Annotated in this window: 17 protein-coding genes; 10 read left to right on the top strand and 7 right to left on the bottom strand. The window is 44.2% G+C overall.

What is annotated here, in order from left to right; all coding sequences use genetic code 11:
• Window positions 1–40 precede the first annotated feature (40 nt).
• Together ACXAFM_RS06080 and rpsU are read right to left on the bottom strand one after the other, a co-directional pair.
• Window positions 41–487 carry a GatB/YqeY domain-containing protein gene (locus tag ACXAFM_RS06080; protein WP_118490272.1) on the bottom strand — a complete coding sequence of 149 codons (447 nt, stop codon included), beginning with the start codon at window positions 485–487 and terminating at the stop codon, window positions 41–43.
• A gap of 235 nt (window positions 488–722) precedes the next feature.
• Window positions 723–938 (bottom strand): 30S ribosomal protein S21, encoded by a 216-nt coding sequence (rpsU, locus tag ACXAFM_RS06075; protein WP_012517258.1) that lies wholly within the window; start codon window positions 936–938, stop codon window positions 723–725.
• Between the two features lie 524 nt (window positions 939–1,462).
• On the opposite strand from rpsU, the gene tsaD reads away from it, so the two are divergent.
• Window positions 1,463–2,488 (top strand): tRNA (adenosine(37)-N6)-threonylcarbamoyltransferase complex transferase subunit TsaD, encoded by a 1,026-nt coding sequence (gene tsaD / locus ACXAFM_RS06070; protein WP_474827815.1) that lies wholly within the window; start codon window positions 1,463–1,465, stop codon window positions 2,486–2,488.
• A 193-nt stretch (window positions 2,489–2,681) separates the two neighbouring features.
• Complete coding sequence (locus ACXAFM_RS06065) at window positions 2,682–4,007, top strand: alkaline phosphatase family protein (RefSeq protein ID WP_474827813.1); 1,326 nt, start codon at window positions 2,682–2,684, stop codon at window positions 4,005–4,007.
• Here ACXAFM_RS06065 and plsY read toward each other — a convergent pair.
• Window positions 3,997–4,599 (bottom strand): glycerol-3-phosphate 1-O-acyltransferase PlsY, encoded by a 603-nt coding sequence (plsY, locus tag ACXAFM_RS06060; RefSeq protein ID WP_179982378.1) that lies wholly within the window; start codon window positions 4,597–4,599, stop codon window positions 3,997–3,999. The two genes, ACXAFM_RS06065 and plsY, sit on opposite strands and share 11 nt — an antisense overlap.
• A gap of 291 nt (window positions 4,600–4,890) precedes the next feature.
• On the opposite strand from plsY, the gene folB reads away from it, so the two are divergent.
• The 4 genes from folB to ACXAFM_RS06040 all read left to right on the top strand — a co-directional run bounded on the left by folB (window position 4,891) and on the right by ACXAFM_RS06040 (window position 7,038).
• Entirely contained in the window at window positions 4,891–5,250 is a 360-nt protein-coding gene (gene folB, locus ACXAFM_RS06055) for a dihydroneopterin aldolase (RefSeq protein ID WP_474827810.1), read from the top strand.
• Window positions 5,243–5,737, top strand: a complete 495-nt coding sequence (folK, locus tag ACXAFM_RS06050) for a 2-amino-4-hydroxy-6-hydroxymethyldihydropteridine diphosphokinase (protein ID WP_179982380.1) — start codon at window positions 5,243–5,245, stop codon at window positions 5,735–5,737. Before folB ends, folK begins: the two co-directional genes overlap by 8 nt.
• A gap of 8 nt (window positions 5,738–5,745) precedes the next feature.
• Window positions 5,746–6,546 carry an undecaprenyl-diphosphate phosphatase gene (locus ACXAFM_RS06045; RefSeq protein ID WP_118490266.1) on the top strand — a complete coding sequence of 267 codons (801 nt, stop codon included), beginning with the start codon at window positions 5,746–5,748 and terminating at the stop codon, window positions 6,544–6,546.
• A 120-nt stretch (window positions 6,547–6,666) separates the two neighbouring features.
• Complete coding sequence (locus ACXAFM_RS06040) at window positions 6,667–7,038, top strand: histidine triad nucleotide-binding protein (protein WP_474827807.1); 372 nt, start codon at window positions 6,667–6,669, stop codon at window positions 7,036–7,038.
• A gap of 108 nt (window positions 7,039–7,146) precedes the next feature.
• On the opposite strand, the gene ACXAFM_RS06035 is transcribed toward ACXAFM_RS06040, so the two are convergent.
• Window positions 7,147–8,841 (bottom strand): dipeptidyl-peptidase 3 family protein, encoded by a 1,695-nt coding sequence (locus ACXAFM_RS06035; RefSeq protein ID WP_474830524.1) that lies wholly within the window; start codon window positions 8,839–8,841, stop codon window positions 7,147–7,149.
• Window positions 8,842–9,286: 445 nt separating this feature from the next.
• Between ACXAFM_RS06035 and ACXAFM_RS06030 the strand changes: the two genes are divergently transcribed.
• A complete protein-coding gene (locus tag ACXAFM_RS06030; protein ID WP_474827805.1) occupies window positions 9,287–10,123 on the top strand; it encodes an HDOD domain-containing protein in 837 nt (278 codons plus the stop codon).
• A 130-nt stretch (window positions 10,124–10,253) separates the two neighbouring features.
• On the opposite strand, the gene ACXAFM_RS06025 is transcribed toward ACXAFM_RS06030, so the two are convergent.
• Window positions 10,254–11,444 carry a benzoate/H(+) symporter BenE family transporter gene (locus ACXAFM_RS06025; protein WP_474827803.1) on the bottom strand — a complete coding sequence of 397 codons (1,191 nt, stop codon included), beginning with the start codon at window positions 11,442–11,444 and terminating at the stop codon, window positions 10,254–10,256.
• 186 nt (window positions 11,445–11,630) lie between these two features.
• Between ACXAFM_RS06025 and ACXAFM_RS06020 the strand changes: the two genes are divergently transcribed.
• Entirely contained in the window at window positions 11,631–12,194 is a 564-nt protein-coding gene (locus tag ACXAFM_RS06020; protein ID WP_474827801.1) for a helix-turn-helix domain-containing protein, read from the top strand.
• A 195-nt stretch (window positions 12,195–12,389) separates the two neighbouring features.
• On the opposite strand, the gene rdgC is transcribed toward ACXAFM_RS06020, so the two are convergent.
• Together rdgC and ACXAFM_RS06010 are read right to left on the bottom strand one after the other, a co-directional pair.
• Window positions 12,390–13,301: a recombination-associated protein RdgC gene (gene rdgC, locus ACXAFM_RS06015; protein ID WP_474833835.1), complete on the bottom strand. Its 912-nt coding sequence runs from the start codon at window positions 13,299–13,301 to the stop codon at window positions 12,390–12,392.
• Between the two features lie 131 nt (window positions 13,302–13,432).
• Complete coding sequence (locus ACXAFM_RS06010; RefSeq protein WP_474827797.1) at window positions 13,433–15,163, bottom strand: sensor histidine kinase; 1,731 nt, start codon at window positions 15,161–15,163, stop codon at window positions 13,433–13,435.
• Window positions 15,164–15,429: 266 nt separating this feature from the next.
• Here ACXAFM_RS06010 and phoB point away from each other — a divergent pair, with 266 nt between their 5' ends.
• Together phoB and phoR are read left to right on the top strand one after the other, a co-directional pair.
• Window positions 15,430–16,119, top strand: a complete 690-nt coding sequence (gene phoB / locus ACXAFM_RS06005; RefSeq protein WP_118490259.1) for a phosphate regulon transcriptional regulator PhoB — start codon at window positions 15,430–15,432, stop codon at window positions 16,117–16,119.
• 101 nt (window positions 16,120–16,220) lie between these two features.
• Window positions 16,221–17,522, top strand: coding sequence for a phosphate regulon sensor histidine kinase PhoR (phoR, locus tag ACXAFM_RS06000; protein ID WP_474827794.1), 1,302 nt, complete (start codon window positions 16,221–16,223; stop codon window positions 17,520–17,522).
• The last annotated feature ends 60 nt before the right edge of the window (window positions 17,523–17,582 follow it).

Genomic DNA, 17,582 nt, shown 5'->3' with positions numbered 1-17,582 from the left:
CCCACCTTCTGCGCGATTCACTGTTACACGTGGGCAGTACTTAAGCGTTCAAACGCGCCTTAATTTTTGCACTCAAAGCGCCCATGTCGGTGCGGCCTTGAACCTTAGGTTTCAAGGCGCCCATGACTTTACCCATATCCTGCATACCCGACGCGCCAGTCGCAGCCATGGTTTCGTCGATAAGGGCATTGAGTTCATCGTCAGTCAAAGGCTGCGGTAAGAAATCTTCAATATAAGTGATTTCTTCACGCTCTTTGCTAGCTAGGTCTTCGCGATTGGCTGCGTCGTATTGCGCTGCCGCGTCTTGACGCTGTTTAACCATTTTGGTCAATACCGCTAAGATTGCGCTATCGTCTAGCGTGATTTGTTCATCGATTTCTTTTTGCTTAATGGCCGCCATAGCCATACGAATAGTACCAAGACGTACTTTTTCTTTTGCACGCATCGCATCTTTTTGCGCTGCTTTTAAATCATCAATTAGTGCCATGATGTTTCCTGATTTTTATTAGTAGATTGCTTATACCAATCCGCATAGAGCATTGCCCACTCAGAAGATAATGATCTATGCGGAATGGTATTATTAAGCCCCAGGTTGGAAATTAAATGCAACCATTTGAAAAGGAAAAAATGGGGTCGTAAGAATAAGGCCGAAAAATAGAGGCCCAGAAACGCGAAAGGTGCTGCAATTGCAACACCTTTCAGACTCGTTACTTAACCCTATATTAGTAGAGTTTTACGCGACGTGCGTTTTCACGAGCTAGCTTCTTAAGATGACGCTTTTTAGCGGCAGCTTTCTTGCGCTTGCGTTCCCAAGTTGGCTTTTCGAAGAATTCACGACGACGAACTTCAGAAAGAACACCTGCTTTTTCACAAGAACGCTTAAAACGACGCAGCGCCACATCAAACGGCTCGTTTTCTCTAACTTTAACGATAGGCATTAAACACTCACCTCAAAACTTTTACTGTGTAAATCCGGGTAAAATTGTGCGCTAAAAAGGCCACCCGGGTTAAAAATGGTGCGAAATTCTAATCATATCTACAGAGAAAGTAAAGGATGAATTGCCAAAAAATAGCCAATATTGTGCATTTACCGTTCATTTACCTGTTCACTGGCATTCCATGAATGCAGGATAAAAGGTAAACTCTGCGCTCGTTAAGCGCCGCGTTGTTTAACTCGGCTTGTATGAGCGCCCTTTTCAGAATGCTTTTTGCTCATGTTTCTTCTGATAGATAACTGTGATCAAAAGTAGAAAGCAAATGATCCTGACTAGGGTAGTGTTATGATCGCGCCGGGATCATAAAGATGATCCCGCCAGATCGCCAGAATTATTTTCTCAGTTTTTGATATTCGCTTAACTAATTATTGTTCACAACACTGTAGTGAGTAATTTATATATTAGACAGCATTGCTATATATCCAAAAACTCGGTATTGAAGTTAGTAGTAAAAAGGGTTGCTCCCCATGCGTATTTTAGGAATAGAAACATCTTGCGACGAAACTGGCATCGCCGTTTATGACGATGAAAAAGGTTTGTTGTCGCACGAACTATACAGCCAAGTGAAGCTGCATGCGGATTATGGTGGTGTAGTGCCTGAGCTCGCCTCTCGGGACCATGTGAGAAAAATCATTCCCTTAATTGAAAAAGCCATGGAAGATGCGAATACCCAGCCGTCAGATATTGACGGTGTTGCATTCACTCAAGGCCCAGGATTGGTAGGCGCCCTTTTAGTAGGTTCATCGGTAGGGCGTTCATTGGCCTATGCGTGGAACGTACCTGCGGTGGGTGTTCATCATATGGAGGGGCACCTGTTAGCACCTATGCTTGAAGAGGACGCACCTGAATTTCCTTTCGTTGCGCTTTTAGTGTCAGGTGGTCACTCAATGCTGGTCAAAGTAGAAGGCATTGGTCAGTATGAAGTACTTGGCGAGTCAATTGACGATGCCGCAGGCGAAGCTTTTGATAAAACCGCTAAGTTACTTGGTCTTGATTACCCTGGCGGCCCTCTCTTGGCAAAATTGGCCGAAAAGGGCGAGGCGGGACACTACAAATTCCCACGTCCAATGACCGACAGACCAGGCTTAGATTTCAGCTTTAGCGGCTTAAAGACCTTTGCAGCGAATACCATTCGCGATGCTGACCTAACCGGTGATGATGCTGAGCAAATTAAAGCGAATATTGCCTACGCATTCCAAGAGGCTGTAGTGGATACGCTTATTATAAAATGTAAGCGAGCATTGAAGCAGACAGGAATGAAACGATTGGTTATTGCTGGCGGTGTTAGTGCAAATACGATGTTGCGCAGTGAGATGAAAGCCCTAATGCAAGAGCTAAAAGGTGAGGTGTTTTACCCTAGCTTAGCGTATTGTACAGATAATGGTGCCATGATTGCCTATGCGGGGATGCAGCGCTTAAAAGCAGGCGAAACCTTGGCGTTATCGTCACAAGCCAAACCGCGATGGCCTCTTGATACCTTATCAGCAATTTAAAAACGCCCACTGAGTTTCAAATAATGTTGTAAAGTCGATATAGACTATTGGCGTATGCATAAGATGTTTACAAAGTAGATATAAAGCATAACAAGCGCCCAACATAGACAAACAAAAAGTAAAGGCAATGGGAGCGCATTCCATTGCCTTTTATTTTACCAAAATGAACATTGAGTAAGGACGTAAAAAAAACATGCGCTTAGCAACAGACGGAACAAAACAAAATGCACCGCTATTCCATTTAGCGTTGTCGTTATTTATTTCGCTTGCCGTTGCAGCGCTCACCGCGTCCAGTGCATTTGCATCAAGCAAGTCACCCTTGAATGCACCTGTACAAGACCTTAAGCAAGAAAAGCAGGAGCAGCAAGACCAATATGTCGTGCTCATTTCTCTTGATGGATTTCGCCATGACTATATCGAATTACACAGCGCGCAACACCTTGCTGCTATTGCAAAGCAAGGGGTAAGAGCGTCGTCTATGACCCCTGTTTATCCGTCAAATACCTTCCCCAATCATATTTCTCTGATCACAGGGCTGCTTCCTAAACACCACGGGATTGTGAATAACCGTTTTTATGACAAATCCCGCCCTTCAAAAGAGGGGTATGCAAAGTATCAATTAGGTTATGGTCGTATGGACAGCACGTGGATTACGGCAACACCGCTATGGAACTTAGTGGAATATCATGGCATGAAGGCAGCTACCTTCTTCTGGCCAGAATCAGATGCTCGTATTTCAGGGGCGCAGCCCAGCTACTTTTTTCACTACTCTAAATACGCCGATTATCAGCAGCGCATCGACCAAATTATAAATTGGCTTAAACTTCCGGAAGTCTCACGACCTCGTTTAATCGCAGGCTATTTTTCGTTAACCGACACGATAGGCCATGACGAAGGGCCGCTGGCTGACAAAACCAATGATGCGGTGAAAGAGGTAGATGCGCTCATCGGTCAACTCTATGAACGCATTAACGCGTTAGACTTACCCGTAAATCTTGTAGTGGTGTCTGATCACGGAATGACGCCCATTGATGAAAGCCAGTTGCTCGAAGTCGAGTCTTTATCCATACCCGAGAGCTTTATCATTGAAAATGAAGGGGCTCAAGTTCACCTGTATGCCAAAGAAGGCATCTCAGATAAACAAATAACCGACGAGATAGAACGTCTTACACAAGTAGCTGAAAACCGCTACATTGTGCTCAATGATACCCAGCGCGCTGAGCGGCACATGGAAGTGGGAGACAGAACGGGCGATATCATTATTGAAATTGCGCCACCGGCCCGTTTTAAAAACGCTAACAGTACGCATGTTAGCAAAGGTGGGCATGGATACGTAAATACGTTACCTGATATGGGGGCGACCTTCGTTGCAGTGGGGCCTGCGTTTAAAACGAATACCACTATACCTACATTTAGCAACCTAGAAGTTTATCCAGCGCTGGCTAAAATATTGGGTATTACGCCTGTTACGCCCATAGACGGCAAGCTGGATGTACTGCAGCAGGCACTTACTCTTTAACTTTGCCTTTATCCCACACCTTACTTTCATTGCCTGCTAACAGGCGGGCTATGTTGTCTTTATGACGTAAAATAATAAGCAGCGAAAGCATTGCCACGGGCACGGTATATAAAGGCTTAATCAAAAATGTAAATAACGGCGCAAGAGATACTGCGATAAGCGCGCCCAATGAAGAATAGCCGGTAAGAAAAACCACCACCACCCAGCTTAGAACAAGTAGCCCTGCTAAATCGAGCCCGATAGGCAGCATGGCACCAAAAGCGGTAGCGACGGCTTTTCCGCCTTTAAAACCGAAATAAAGCGGAAATATATGGCCTAAACAGGCAAAGATAGCAATTATGCCCAGCATTATTGGCTCTATACCCAAAAAGTAGCTGCCGTAAACGGGAATAGTGCCTTTCAAAATATCCATAACAAGTACAAGTAGCGCAGGAATACGACCACCTAAGCGGTACACATTGGTTGCTCCAGGGTTTTTAGAGCCAGCGGTCCTTGGGTCGGGTAAACCAAATAATTGGCTTATAACCACTGCACTTGATAGTGAACCGAAGAGGTAGGCAACAGCAGCCATTAAAAGCGTTAGCGAAATCATTTTTTCATTCTAATTATCAAAAGCGTTTTAGAAGCACTACCTTCTGTCGGGTTTTACTTCTCTTGTAGGAGGTTAAAGGCTTATGCCCTATTAAATTACAAAACCTTGGTTGCCCCCAGTTGTCATACAGCGGTATAGTTGTGCCACACAAGCGTAAAGCTACTCCATCCAAACGCGATATACCACCGTTTACCAGTAATATGTGGTTGAAAGCGCAGTAGTAAGACCAGTATTGAAGCCGGAAAATAAGGCAATAAACTGGGTTGATAACAGACAAGATGAAAAAATTCCATGGGAAAAATTTATATAACAGGGCTTGAAGTAGACACCCTGATTGGTGTTTATGACTGGGAGCGAGTAAGAACCACACAGCTACTTCTCGATGTAACACTTGATGTTGACTTAAGCGCAGCAATGATAAGTGATGACGTTGCTGATACGGTAGATTATGCCAAAGTAGCCGAGTGCATCGTGGAAGTCGGCAAAGAAAGCACATTTGAACTACTTGAGGCTTTCGGAAGCAAGGTTATGGATACCGTACTTGCTCATTTTTCGGCTGCATCAATAACGCTTAAAATCGTTAAACCTAATATTCTTCCTAATGCGCAAACTGTTGCCGTTGAAATGCGAAAAGAGCGCACTAATGCCTGAACATACCATTTTAATCAGCATTGGTTCCAATATTGAGCGTGAGCATTACACTAGGCAGTCTTTAGTTGCCCTAAAACAGCACTTCTCCGATGTTTCAGTGTCTTCCGTTTATGAAAGCGAAGCTGTAGGCTTCAACGGCAGCCCTTTTTATAATGCTGCCGCACGGGCGACAACATCAAAAAATGTTGAAGAGGTGTGTGCAATACTAAAGGCAATTGAGAAAGACAATGGAAGAGTGCATACCGACAAAAAATTCTGCGCTAGAACCCTTGATCTCGACTTGCTTACCTATGATAGTAAGGTAACCACATCCCCTGTGGTTTTGCCTCGCGAAGAGATTTGTTACAACGCGTTTGTGCTTTGGCCGTTAGCTGAACTTGTTCCCGACGACATTCACCCTGAAACGCAAGAAACCTATGCCCAAATGTGGCAAAACTTTGATAAACAGAAACAGCAATTATGGCCAATTGACTTTACTTGGAGTTAAGCAAAGGAATGACACTTTTCGAAATCATTATTTTAGCAATTATTCAGGGCGTGACTGAATTTCTTCCAATCAGTAGTTCTGGGCACTTGCTGCTACCCGCTGAGCTTTTCGGTTGGGTAAGCCAAGGTTTGGCGTTTGACGTAGCAGTACATGTGGGAAGTCTTCTTGCAGTTATGATCTATTTTCGTCAAGAAATAGGGCAGATGACAGTAGCATGGGTGACTCAAGGCTTCAGCAAGCAGCAATCTACCGACAGTAAACTGGCGTGGTACGTTATTGTGGCGACTATTCCTGCGGTCATCATTGGCTTTTTGATGAAAGGCTGGATAGAAGACAATGCACGTACAGCATTGGTGATCGCAGGTACCACCATCATTTTCGGTTTGCTTTTATGGTATGCCGATTCGACAGCAAAGCGGGAACAAGAGCTTGAAGGCCTAACGTTAAAACAAGCTATTTATATTGGCTTAGCCCAAGTGTTAGCGTTAATTCCGGGGACATCTCGTTCGGGAATAACTATGACTGCTGGCTTGATGCTAGGATTAAAACGCGAAGCCTGTGCGCGCTTTTCTTTCTTACTGTCTATACCTGTCATCTTAGGTGCAGGGTTGCTAGCTACCTTAGATTTACTTAAAGCAAATGAAGCTGTGGACTGGTATGCATTGCTGTATGGTGCAGCATTTTCATTCGTAAGTGCCTACCTTTGTATCTATTTATTCCTAAGCTGGATATCCCGTATAGGCATGCTGCCTTTCGTTATCTATCGCTTAGCGTTAGGCGTAATACTTCTATGGTTTGTTTTCGCATAAGACAAGGCATCGAGCCGAGTAACAACACTGTAGTTTAGACTTTGTTATTGCGTTGACGAAAGAACCTTCATTGATCGCTAACGCAATAGTTAAACACCTGATTAAAAAGGAATGTGAGACATGGCAGAAACAATTTTTGATAAAATTATCAGCAAGGAAATTCCAGCAGAGATTTTGTACGAAGATGAACTGGCGCTGGCGTTTAAAGATATAAATCCTCAGGCTCCGACTCATTTTCTAGTTATACCGAAAAAGCAAATTGCCACGGTAAATGATATTGCTGAAGAAGATCGCGAAGTAGTGGGTCATCTATCATTGGTGGCTGCAAAGATTGCAAAAGAGCAAGGGTTTGCCGATCAGGGGTACCGTACCGTCATGAATTGCAACGAATACGGTGGGCAAACTGTATATCATATTCACCTTCACGTATTGGCAGGTAAACCACTAGGTTGGCCTCCGTATACTGAGAACATGAAGCAACACGTTGAGTAACGTTTTCGCTGACAGATAAAAAATGCCGCCAATTACTTAAAGGGCGGCATTTTTATTTACGCTCTAGATAAATGAGCTAAATGATATTAAAAAGTAAAACCTAATGGCTTACTCAGCAAGCCCCAGCACTTTCTTACCTTGATTAAAGTGAATATCAACCGGGATGCTAGCCGCTTCTAAGCGCGCTAAATCTGACGCAAGGTCAGGCTTGATCACACCCATAGTTTCCACAAGTTTTGCAACACCGTCGTAATCGCCGTCACCTTGAAGAGTCAGGATCAATTCAGAAAGTGCCTCTACTGCAGCGCCCATCTTTTGCATATTTACGCGATACATGCCGTCTTCTGTTTTCTCAAACGCACCTTGCTGTGCAAAGAAGTTAAAGCGGATCATGTTCGCTTTTCCGTGTGCAGAGCTTGCGCCGAAACGCACAGAGCGGAAAATTCCGGCCATGAAGGTCACGTAGTAGTCTTCTAGCGTACCTTCGGTAATTTCACCTTTCTCAAGAAGGCTTTGTACCATGTACAAACCTAAAATATCGGCTTTACCTTCTTCAAGGGCTGAAGCATGCTCTTTAAGTGCGCCGCGCACGGTACCCGAACCGTCTAGAGTGTTTTTAATGCCAAGGCCGTGAGCCACTTCGTGAAACATGGTGTTGGCGAAAAAGGCGTCGAACGTAATGTGCTCACGTTGCTCTGGCACAATTAGTGTATCTGCAATAGGCACTAAAATCGTGTCGAACTTAGCGCGCATTGCGTTTTTAAGCTGAAGACGGCGGGTTCCCTTTTCTAACTGAACGCGCTCGTCATTAGGCAAGTTAATCGCAATGGTCTTACTACCAGCATTAGAGTGGCCTGCATAATAAATAACATCGTAAGCGTTTAGATCTGCATCAGAACCTGGCATCTCAGCTTTGTAAGCATCAGCAACAGGAAGGCCTTTCTGAAGCTCAGGTAGGAAAGCCGCGTACTTCGCCAGCTTTTCACTCCATGCTAAATCTTTAATAAGCACGTAGGCTTCAAACGCAGCGCGATAGCCAAAGAGTTGATCTTCGTAGCTTTCAATAGGGCCAATAACCAGCTCTACTGGGTTAGTCTTCATATCCATCCAGGCCATATCAGAGGCAAGATAATCGTTAGACAGCAATGCCTCAGAACGCAGTTGCAGGTATTGCTTGAAGCTTTCATCTTCAGCTAGCTCTGACGCTTTTTTTAGTAGGTCAGATGCTTTCATTAACTCACTCTTAAAGGCTTCAGAGTAAGGCACTGAATAAAGGTTACCTGCTTCATCGCGCTTCACTATAGAATATAAGCCTTGCTTGTCGGCAAACTCAGCCGTAGCAAATTCTTCCTTTTCCATGTTGTGAGGATAAAACTCAGCGCCTAGGGCTTTATCTTCATAGCCGCTAATAAATGGCGTGTCGCCATTTAGGCGATCCCAAGGACCATAGTTAATCGCTGCAAAGTGACGTACCTTTTCGTCGCTTATCGAGGAAAGGAAAGCATCTTTATCTTCAAAAAATGCCTGCTTCCAAAACAGGTCGTCCATAATTTTCGACGCATCTATTAAAAGCGAAAGCATTTTATGCTGGTTGTCATTAAGGTGTGATAAATCGCTGGTAAGGTCTACACCGTGATAAATAGACAAGCGGGACTCGTCTACAAGTAAGGTTTGCGCTGTATCGGTTTCAGGCTTTGCCGTTTGAGTTTGCGTTGTATCGGCGCTTTTACTGCAGGCGGCCAGTATAAATAGCCCTGCTACTGCAGCAGCAATAGGCGAATAACTTGAAGTCGTTTTTTTAATCATAAGGTTTACCGTGTCGTTTTCCCGTATTGATTTAAGTATGTGGGGAGGTGTTTGCGTAACTCACTATAGCTATGCTTTTGATTCTATACAAAAGTATGAAAATTATTTGCTTAATATCAATAGTGGTTTGCTGCTTGTTGTCTATACTTTGATTGAGCTCTCGTGCTTCTGCGGTCGTTAAACATTCGCACTAAGCCTGTCTTTTTTAGTTGGTCGAAACTAAAGAGCTACTATAGTATGGTGATAGAAATACCATAATAAAACAATAAACGGTTTGTATTTTAGCGTGAAACATAGAGGCCTATGTGAATAAGCGCAGGGAATGCAACGCACAAATACTCGATTTACTTGGCGCATCAGGATTGATGTTAGCTATGTGGATAACGGGTAACGCAAACTATCGCCTTATCAAGGCAATTTGGAACTTTCTAAGGGTAGAAATATGTCTACACAGAACGCGCTTTCAACCATTTTGGTTGAAAAGATAAACAATGACACACTGGTCCTTCCTACACTTCCTGCTATCGCATTAAAAGTCCGTAAAGCAGCAGATGACCCTGACATTAACCTTAATGCTATGGGCGAGGTAATCGGACAAGACCCATCACTTAGTGCAAGAATGATCAAAATTGCAAACAGTGCTTATATGGGGCGCAGTGTTAAAGTAACCTCAATCAGTCAGGCGGTAACCCGTATTGGTTTGCGACAAATTAAGAATATCTCTACCGCATTAGCAATGGAGCAACTGTTCGTATCTAAAAATGATGTAGTAGCTCGTTATTTGCAACAGGAGTGGGCGAACACGGTAAACATAGTTGCCAGTTCAATGGCGGTATTGCAGCTTTATATAGCTCGCACCAAAAAGCGGGAAATGAGCATGGATACTATGACTTTAGCTGCATTGGTACATAATATTGGTGTACTGCCTATTTTGACCGAAGCTGAGCGCCACCCTGAAGTTTTTGCGAACCCTTCTTTCCTTGAAGTGGCAATCGATAAACTAGCGGGCCGCATTGGTGCAAGCATAATGAGAGAATGGGGCTTTGGTGAAAGCTTCGTAAATGTAGCGAAAAACTGGAAAGACTTAAGCTATCTCCCTGATGAGCTAAGCTATATTGACTTTGTTCGCGTAGGTGCGGCAGTCTCGGGAGCGGCAGGTAGCCAAAAAGACGCCATGCTAAACTTAGCTATTCAGCGTGGTGTGGTCGAAGATATGGGCGAGCTTCACTCTGATGAGTTCGAAGAACTCACAAGTGCCGCGAAGCAAATTTTCTTATAAGCAGTTAAGCTTTTAAGCTACCCCTCAAATCTACACAGTAGTGTTAGGCCGATACAGAAGTGAAACTTCAAAACGTATCGGCCTTTTTGTTATATAGGTTCACTACACGTACAGCGCATAATAAGCAACACTATGCGTTAGCAGGTTTCTTTTGAACAAACAGTAATAGTAAACCTAGACCCAATCCCCACACCGCTGAAGTCATAGAAAATAAGCTAAAGCCTGACGCCGTACACAGCATGGTGAGCAGTGCTGGGGCTCTGTGATGCTCTACTTCCATAGCGCGAACCACCGACCCTTGCAGCGTACCTAAAAGTGCGAGCCCTGCAAGTAGATGAATAATGATACTGGGCATGCTAACAAATAACGTAACGACCACAGACGCTAACAGCCCCATAAATAAATACGCCACGCCGGCCGCTATGGCAGCTCTATAGCGCTGTGATTTTTCACTATCCGCCTGTTCACCCATGCACAGTGCTGCTGTGATAGCGGCTAGGTTAAAAGTAAAGCCACCAAACGGTGCTAATAGACCTTGTATAACGGCAATGCCTGATAAGATAGGCTTATGGTCGGGTGTATAGCCGTGGGCGTGATGAATAGCTATGCCGGGCAAGTTTTGAGAAAGCGTGGTGATAAGAAAAAGAGGAAAGGCTAAGCCAATGGCGGCGCTGATAGAGAAAGAGGGCGTTACCCAAATCGGCTCGGGCAGAGTAATTATTGATGGCAGTCCTGATGAGGTACTTGGTAGAGCAACAACACCGCTGGCACTACCGACAAACAAACTAATGCCCACGGACATAACCAGCAACAACAGCATCAGATAGCGGGGGAATAGTCGGCTTCCTATTAGGTAAGCGGAAATAAATAACGCGACTAGGTGCGGCGCTTCATTAACATCGGTAAATATAGCAAGGCATATAGGCAGAAGAATACCGGCTAAAAGTGCAGATGAAATGGCTGGTGGAATGCGACTAATTTGTTTAAGTAAAGTCCGACTTTGCGCTGTTATCAGTGAAAGCATTGCGCATATTATAAATGCACCAATGCCTTCACTTAAACTATAGTCGCCGATACTGGTTAATAAAAAAGCCGCACCAGGCGTAGACCAAGCGGTAACAACGGGCAATTTAGATAGCCACGAAAACAGAATGCAGGTAATGCCCATACCGAGCCCAAGCGCCAACAACCAACTCACTACCATGTCGTCGCTGGCGCCGGCTTTACGCGCTACATCAATGATAATGACAACAGAACTACTGTAACCTACTGTAACCGCGGTTAGCCCTGCGCTGATATGACTTAACTTCCATTTACTCATGAAAACCCTCGTGATGGAATTTCGATTGGAAACGATTGAGCGATAAAAACACGCTTTTGGTGTCTATCGAATGTGCTACTTTACCGCTTTGTGCGCTATAACGTACAATAGGTAACTTAACATTTGTGCGTTATAGCGCACAACTGCTTTATTCATATCAGTGACGAAATAAAAGGCCTTCAATACATGAAAAAAGCAAATGGGCAGCCTTCTGATATTTCAAGAAGTATTGCACAGCACCTGCAGTCTGTTCGTAAAGCTAGGGGGCTTTCCCTTGATAAAACCGCGCAGTTGACCGGGGTGTCAAAAGCCATGCTTGGGCAAATAGAACGAGGTGAGTCTAGCCCAACCATCGCGACTTTGTGGAAAATAGCCACAGGTCTTGCATGTTCATTTTCTTCTTTCTTATCTGGTGATGAAACAGTACCTTCGTCTCAACACGCCGATAACAAGTTCGCTAACGACCCAAATGTAACCATTAAAACGCTATTTCCTTTTAACTCAGCTACTCAGTTTGAGATGTTCGAACTATGCTTAACAGACTTTCATGAGCAGCACTCTTCAGCCCACCAAATTGGCGTTACCGAACATATTCACGTACTACAAGGAAAGTTAGGGGTTTTGCAAGATGGACAGTGGAAAAGCTACCAGGCTCAAGAGCAATGTATATTGCGCGCAGACCAGCCCCACGGTTATCGAGACGAAGCAGGAAATACGCGCTTTGTTGTGGTAATTCACTATCCCGCTTGAACTTAAAGCGTTTTGGCAACTTTTCTGTAAAAGCTAGAAAGGCTTTGCGCTAAAAGACGGTTGCCAGTTCAAATGAGCTAATTAAAAAAGTACTTCAGTGCTCCTGATTAAAAGCCTAACTACCCTAATGTCATTAGGCTTTTCGATAGCGCTAGGCTATCTTTCTCATTTGCTTATTATTTACTTGCCGTTCGCTTACAAACTGTCGTCGTTTAGATTAAGCGCACCACGAAGGAAGTTAAGCAGCGTACAAATTTCTGCTGACATTAGCGCAAACTCTGCATCAAGGCGCGCCTCTACTTGATCCTTTGGTACGTCGTCAGTTTCTTCTTTAATGCGGTCAGTGAACTTAATACGCTTTATGGCGCCATCTTCACACATAATAGCCGTTAGGGTTTCTGCATATTCAAATGCGACTTTTTGAACCAGCTTACCGGCATCTAGGTGAATACTGATTTCTTCGCTATCAAGCGGCTGGTTCTTACAGCGAATTACACTGCCTGTGTCATCGGTAGATTTAAATTCAGCTTCTTCAAGTAGCCCTACACCTTCTGGAGTGGACTCAGTAACCCAGTGCGTAAGTTCGCTTTGAAGGCTTCTGCGCGTAAAGGGCACAACTGGCAGTGAACCAATGGCTTTTCGTACCATGGCTAAAAAGGCTTCGGCTTTGCCGTCAGATGACGCATCAACCACTACCAAGTTGTCGGCAAGCGAGATAAAACCGTGGGTGTAGGTGTTTTTGGTAAAGGCCTGTGGCAGCAAGCGTGTCTGAATTTCTTGCTTAAGGTCAGCTTTGGCTTTTTTACCAACTGGCGAACCGGTTTCCATTTCAATTTTAGCCACCATTTCGCCAAGCTCGGCATTGACCACAGCACCGGGCAAGATCTTCTCTTGTTTCTTTAGCGTTATCCAAAAACGCTGTTGAACAACATGAAACATAGTGCCTTGCTTACCAGCCTGTGAAAACGGAGATGCAAATCCCATGGTTGCTAAATCTTGGCTGCCGCACGGGCGGAAAGCGTGCTCGTTTAAGACTCGCTCTAAATCACCCTCGTCTAGCGAAAGCGGCTGAGTAATTTGATAAGCTTTTACATTTTTAAACCACATAGTGTAAGCATTCTCTTTATAAAAATAGGGCGCAAGCGTACCAACGTACGACTTGCGGTGCAATTGAATAGAAGGTTGTTAGATATTTGAAGCTGTTGTGTGCTTCCCAGATTAAAAATAGAAAAAAAAGGTTACGCACTTCTTTTGGGAAAACGAATGGTGTACTGCAAGCCGTTATCGAGGGCGCTATCGGCTTCGATGTGGCCTTGTAGCGACTGTGTAACTAGGTTATACATAATGTGTGTGCCCAGACCGCTGCCACCTTCTCCTCGTTTAGTGGTAAAGAAAGCATCAAATAATTGACTTAATTCTTCTTCACTTAAGCCTTTGCCGTCATCTTTATAGTAGATAACAACCATATCGTTCTCTTCTTTTACATCGAGAGTAATTTTGCCGGCACTTTTACTTTCAAAGCCGTGGCTAAGCGAATTAACGACCATATTTGTTACAATCTGGGCAATAGCGCCGGGGGCACAGGTTACAACTAAGTTGTCAGGACAGGTCACATTAATTTGGTGGTCTGTATGCTTAAAGCTTGGCTGAAGAGATTGAATAATTTCGTTGATGTACTCGCCTAACACGAACTCGCGCTCAGTTTCGCTGGTTTGGTCAACCGCCACTTGCTTAAAGCTGGCGATAAGATCTGATGCGCGCTCTAAATTACTCAAAAGTAAAAGCGCAGTTTGCTCCGCTTCGTCGATAAAATTTGCCATATTTTTATTGGTCAGGCTTTTATCTTCAAAATCAGTCTTCAGGTTGTTTAGTCGCTCTTGCAGAAAACTGGCTGCGGTGACGCTTACGCCTAACGGTGTATTCACGTCGTGTGCAATACCGGCCACAAGGCCACCAAGTGAAGCCATGCGTTCTGACTCTACTAGCTGCTCTTGTGCTTGGTTAAGGGTGTCCATTGAACTCGCGAGTTCTTGGTTACGTTTGCGAAGCTCTGCTTCTATGTACTGGCGATTTTCGTTTTCTTGGCGAAGCTCTCGCTGGTGGGCGATAAGCTCGTCTTTTTGCTGCTCTAGATCCAGCATGATTTGTGACAATGAGGCAGTTTTCTTCGCCACTTCCTGTTCTAAAATGAGGTTTTGATCGTCTAGCTTTTTATTGGCAAGTGTTAGCTCGCTTTGCGCGTCTTTAAGCTTGTTATTTGAAACGATAAGGTCGTCAATGACATTATTGTATGACTCTTTAAGTTGCAACAACTCGTTGTCATCATCTAACTTGATGTTGAATTTACTCTCTGCAGGGTGCTGAGGGTCGAAATTGCCCATTTGCTCAGTGATGGACTGTAAGGGCTCAGAGAGCATGGTGCGAAAGGCTGTCATAAATAAGAAAACAAGGAAGGTTGTCTTCACAATCGCGTTGCCGATAAGAAAGAAAACACCTACTTCAATACGGCTAAATATAGTGTCGAAGCTTGAGTATAAAGTAACATCGCCTACGGTAGACTCACGGCCAGAGAACTTAAAAACTAGTGGAAAGCTATAGCTAAAAACGCCTCCGGGATGATCCTCTATCAGCTCTTGATCGACAGGCGCGGGAGAGCGCTGGACACGAATACCGTACTCTGCGATGTAATTGCCATTTTCACCTCGGACTTGAAGACCTTCTACAATAGGCAGTGACATCAAGCCTTCAGCGATAGCTCGGACTTGGTCGTTGTTAAGCTCCCACAGTGCGCGAGTTAGGCTAGAGGAAAAAGTGTTTTTTAACGTTTGAAGCTCGCTTTCGACGTGATTTTTCGTGCTGAGGTATTCTGTAAAAATTTGTCCTATTGTCACAAGAAACGTGAGCGCAAAGTATACCGATAATACCCTGGCTAAGAGCTTCCTTGATAACCCTGTCTTGACCGCAGCCATAGAAAAACACACCCCTGTTACTTCAGACTTTTTATGATATCCACATCTCTAGTAATCTAGTTATTTTAAATAACATGAATGTGGATATTTTTGACAACTCAAGAATATGCGCAATTGTATGAATAAACAAGATTGTATGCATAAACTTTGGACGACGCGTTTTTTAAAACCGTATTAAACTTGACACATTAATGTAATCGTTTTAATAAAACTGTCATAGACCACATTAATAATAGCGGCGTTTATAAATGAGCAGGAATATTACGATGTCTCGTACAGTGTTGGTGGTTGAGGACGAAGCGCCTATCCGTGAGATGCTTAAGTTCGTACTTGAGCAATCTGGTTTTAATATTATTGAAGCCGAAGATTTCGACATCGCGCAAGAAAAAATTTGCGAGCCTTACCCAGATTTGATTCTACTGGATTGGATGCTACCGGGTGGAAGCGGTGTACAACTGGCTAAAAGTTTAAAGCAACACGAGTTTACTCGTGACATTCCCGTTATCATGCTAACAGCCCGTGGTGAAGAAGAAGATAAAATTCGAGGCTTGGATGCTGGTGCCGACGATTATGTGACTAAGCCCTTCTCGCCGAAGGAACTAGTGGCAAGAATTAAAGCGGTAATGCGCAGAGTCACGCCCACATCAAACGAAGAGCCAATTGAGTTTAACGGACTTAAACTTGAGCCTGTATCCCATCGCGTTATGGCTAATGAAGAGCCATTGGATATGGGGCCGACAGAGTTCAAGCTATTGCACTTTTTCATGACTCATCCAGAGCGAGTATACAGCCGAGAACTTCTTCTTGATAACGTGTGGGGCACCAATGTTTACGTTGAAGACAGGACGGTAGATGTACATATTCGTCGCTTGCGCAAAGCTATCTCTCGTCACGGACATGATGCTATGATCCAAACTGTACGCGGTGCAGGCTACCGTTTTTCTACTAAGCTTTAATAAGATATGGTGTTTAGGGAGTGGTATGACGCCATTCCCTTCACGTCTGTGTGCCATCTGAACGTGCGCCTATTTCCACTTTCAACAACGCGAGCTATTTCATGTATTATCCTTTCTCTTGGTTGAGAAGTACTTTGCGCTTAGTGCTATTCCTTGTGGTTTTTGCGCTGGTCGGGTGGTACCTGGATGATATGTTATTCGCTGTCGCCATAGGTGCGACTTTGTTACTGCTGTTTAACTATTGGCACCTTTATAAGCTGAATCGCTGGCTGTGGCATAGTCGCAAAATGTCTCCTCCTACCGTGCGAGGTGTATGGGAGCATATATATGAAGGTATCTATTACCTTCAGCGTCGAAATCGCAACAAGCGTAAAGAGCTTGGCGAGTTAGTCAAACGCTTTAGAGAAGGCTCTGAAGCCCTTCCAGATGCGGCGGTTGTGGTTGACTCTAAGGCTTGTATTATTTGGTGTAATCGCCTGGCGCGGTTAGATTTGGGGCTTAAATGGCCGCAAGACTCAGGCCGGCGCATAGATAACTTATTACGCCACCCTGAATTCATCCAGTACTTTCACGCGGGTAATTACAAATACCCTATTGAAGTACCGTCGCCGACGAACCCCAATAAAACCTTCGAATATCGAATAATGCCTTATGGCGATGAGCACCTCCTTTTAATTGCGCGTGATATAACGCGAGTGTCTCAGCTTGAAGAAATGCGTAAAGACTTTGTGGCGAACGTATCTCATGAGCTTCGAACGCCACTTACGGTTATTAATGGGTATTTAGAAATCCTTCCTGTTGATGAAGCGTCAGACCCGTTTATGCACAAAGCGATGAAAGAAATGACATCGCAAACGCAACGTATGCAAAACCTAATAGAAGATTTGCTAGTACTATCGCGTATTGAAGCAAGTTCAGAACGTATTTACGAAAATGTAGTAAATATTCCTGCTGTGCTTGCTCAAGTTGAAAGGGAAGCGCAGGCCCTTAATAAAGAAAAGAGCCACACTATTAAATTTCACATTGACGAAGAGTTGTTTGTCTTTGGCGTAGAAACCGAACTTCGCAGCGCCTGTTCTAACTTGGTGTTCAATGCTGTTCATTACACCCCCGCTGGTGGTGAAATAAACGTATATTGGCGTCGCGGTGCGAGCGGCGCCCAGTTTTCTGTAGTAGACAACGGTGATGGCATTGAACAGAACCACCTTAATCGCTTAACAGAACGCTTTTATCGTGTGGATAAAGCGCGTTCTCGTAAAACAGGGGGGTCAGGCTTGGGGCTTTCCATTGTAAAACATGTATTAAGTCATCATAATTCCCGTTTAGAGATAACCAGTACTTTGGGCGAGGGCAGCAACTTCTCCTTCGTTTTGGATAACGAGTTGATTGCAGAACAGCTGTAACCTTTAGAGGCAGTAAACTTTGGCGAGCAAATGTCATAACATAGTTAATAGGCTATACCT

The sequence above is a fragment of the Alteromonas sp. ABD4_190 genome, from assembly GCF_056160105.1.
This window is presented reverse-complemented; position numbering and strand designations above follow the sequence as displayed.

Excerpts from the sequence above, each read along its gene's own strand:
- plsY (WP_179982378.1), bottom strand. The coding sequence starts at position 4,599 with ATGATTTCGCTAACGCTTTTAATGGCTGCTGTTGCCTACCTCTTCGGT.
- tsaD (WP_474827815.1), top strand. The coding sequence starts at position 1,463 with ATGCGTATTTTAGGAATAGAAACATCTTGCGACGAAACTGGCATCGCC.
- folK (WP_179982380.1), top strand. The coding sequence starts at position 5,243 with ATGCCTGAACATACCATTTTAATCAGCATTGGTTCCAATATTGAGCGT.
- ACXAFM_RS06045 (WP_118490266.1), top strand. The coding sequence starts at position 5,746 with ATGACACTTTTCGAAATCATTATTTTAGCAATTATTCAGGGCGTGACT.
- rdgC (WP_474833835.1), bottom strand. The coding sequence starts at position 13,301 with ATGTGGTTTAAAAATGTAAAAGCTTATCAAATTACTCAGCCGCTTTCG.
- ACXAFM_RS06065 (WP_474827813.1), top strand. The coding sequence starts at position 2,682 with ATGCGCTTAGCAACAGACGGAACAAAACAAAATGCACCGCTATTCCAT.
- ACXAFM_RS06040 (WP_474827807.1), top strand. The coding sequence starts at position 6,667 with ATGGCAGAAACAATTTTTGATAAAATTATCAGCAAGGAAATTCCAGCA.
- ACXAFM_RS06025 (WP_474827803.1), bottom strand. The coding sequence starts at position 11,444 with ATGAGTAAATGGAAGTTAAGTCATATCAGCGCAGGGCTAACCGCGGTT.
- folB (WP_474827810.1), top strand. The coding sequence starts at position 4,891 with ATGGGAAAAATTTATATAACAGGGCTTGAAGTAGACACCCTGATTGGT.
- phoB (WP_118490259.1), top strand. The coding sequence starts at position 15,430 with ATGTCTCGTACAGTGTTGGTGGTTGAGGACGAAGCGCCTATCCGTGAG.
- rpsU (WP_012517258.1), bottom strand. The coding sequence starts at position 938 with ATGCCTATCGTTAAAGTTAGAGAAAACGAGCCGTTTGATGTGGCGCTG.
- phoR (WP_474827794.1), top strand. The coding sequence starts at position 16,221 with ATGTATTATCCTTTCTCTTGGTTGAGAAGTACTTTGCGCTTAGTGCTA.
- ACXAFM_RS06080 (WP_118490272.1), bottom strand. The coding sequence starts at position 487 with ATGGCACTAATTGATGATTTAAAAGCAGCGCAAAAAGATGCGATGCGT.
- ACXAFM_RS06030 (WP_474827805.1), top strand. The coding sequence starts at position 9,287 with ATGTCTACACAGAACGCGCTTTCAACCATTTTGGTTGAAAAGATAAAC.
- ACXAFM_RS06020 (WP_474827801.1), top strand. The coding sequence starts at position 11,631 with ATGAAAAAAGCAAATGGGCAGCCTTCTGATATTTCAAGAAGTATTGCA.
- ACXAFM_RS06010 (WP_474827797.1), bottom strand. The coding sequence starts at position 15,163 with ATGGCTGCGGTCAAGACAGGGTTATCAAGGAAGCTCTTAGCCAGGGTA.